Origin of the sequence: Cellulosimicrobium cellulans (assembly GCF_042723955.1) — a bacterium.
Lineage (GTDB): Bacteria > Actinomycetota > Actinomycetes > Actinomycetales > Cellulomonadaceae > Cellulosimicrobium > Cellulosimicrobium cellulans_H.
Window position 1 is genome coordinate 9,154 of record NZ_JBHXIC010000116.1, and the last position, 1,427, is coordinate 10,580.

Here is a 1,427-nt window from a genome sequence, read left to right on the forward strand (position 1 = left end):
GAGACGGGGGGGGGGTGGTGTTATTGGGGACACACCTTCGTGCGGCCGGGGGCGGGGGGAGTGGCGGGGGCCGCGCCCCCCGGGGCGCGCCCCCCCGACGGGTCGTCAGGGCCGGTAGGTGAAGATGCCCTCGTCGAACGTGTTGTAGGCGGCGTAGTCGAGCAGCTCGTACAGGCGGGCGCGCGTCTGCATGCCCTCGACCTGCCCCGCCTGGGTGCCGGTCTCGGCGATCTCGTCGAGCGCTCGCTCGGCGGCGCCCATCGCGACCCGCAGGAGCGTGACGGGGTAGATGATCAACCGGACGCCGGCGTCGCTGAGCTGACGGCGCGTGAAGAGCTCGGACTTGCCGAACTCTGTCATGTTGGCGAGCACGGGCACGTCCACGGCCGACGCGACGGCCTCGAACTCCGACAGGTCCTTCATCGCCTCGGGGAAGATCGCGTCGGCTCCCGCGTCGACGAGCGCCTTCGCGCGGTCGATCGCGGCACGCAGCCCGGCGTCGCCGGGGATCGTGCCGCGGACGTCGGTGCGCGCCATGATCAGGAAGCCCGGGTCGCGGCGCGCGTCGGCGGCCGCGCGCACGCGCTTCGCCGCCTCGTCGAGCCCGACGACCTCCTTGCCGTCGAGGTGGCCGCACCGCTTGGGGTTGACCTGGTCCTCGACGTGCGCGCCCGCGACGCCCGCGTCCTCGAGCGCCTGGACGGTCCGCGCGACGTTCATGGGCTCGCCGAACCCGGTGTCGGCGTCGACGAGCGCGGGCAGGTCGGTGACGCGCGCGATCTGCTGCGAGCGCCCCGCGACCTCGGTGAGGGTCGTGAGGCCGATGTCGGGCAGGCCGAGGTCCGCCGACAGCACGGCTCCCGACACGTACACGCCCTCGAAGCCCTTGTCCTGGATGAGGCGTGCGGACAGCGGGTTGAACGCGCCCGGGAGCCGCAGCGGCTCCCCCGTGGTCGCCGCCGCGTCGAGCGCCGCGCGGAACGCGCGCCGCTTGTCCGACGGCGTCACCTGGCTGTACAGCATCAGCGCGCCTCTCCCTCGGTCGTCTCGTCGGCCTCGTGCATGGTGAACCCGTCGCCCTCGAACTCGGCGTGGGCGGGGGCCTCGTCGCGCCCCAGCTCGAAGAGCCCGGTCGGCGTCGGCACGGAGTCGAGCAGACCGGGCCGCCCGACGATCGTCAGCTCGCGGACCTCTGCCGGCGTGAGCGACGGGAGCCGCTGCGCGAGGTCGAGGAAGCGCTCGACCTCGGCGTCCTCGAGGACGCCGGCCGCGAGCGTGCGGAACTTCTTGACGTACTGCTCGCGGCCGAGAGGCCCCGCCCCCCCCCGGGGGGCGGGGGCGCGCCGCCCCGGGGCGCCCCCCGCGTGCCACCGCGTCGGCGTCGCGCCCGGTCGCGGGCTGGACGTCCGCCCAGGTCACGTGGGGAC

2 protein-coding genes are annotated in these 1,427 nt (G+C 74.9%); both read right to left on the minus strand.

From position 1 onward, the window contains the following. Positions 1–105 precede the first annotated feature (105 nt). Positions 106–1,023, minus strand: coding sequence for a methylisocitrate lyase (prpB, locus tag ACFWH7_RS19540; RefSeq protein WP_378219076.1), 918 nt, complete (start codon positions 1,021–1,023; stop codon positions 106–108). Then, on the minus strand, positions 1,023–1,145 hold the full coding sequence (locus tag ACFWH7_RS19545) for a hypothetical protein (protein WP_378219078.1): 123 nt from the start codon (positions 1,143–1,145) through the stop codon (positions 1,023–1,025). The genes prpB and ACFWH7_RS19545 overlap by 1 nt, the downstream gene beginning before the upstream one ends. Positions 1,146–1,427: the final 282 nt, after the last annotated feature.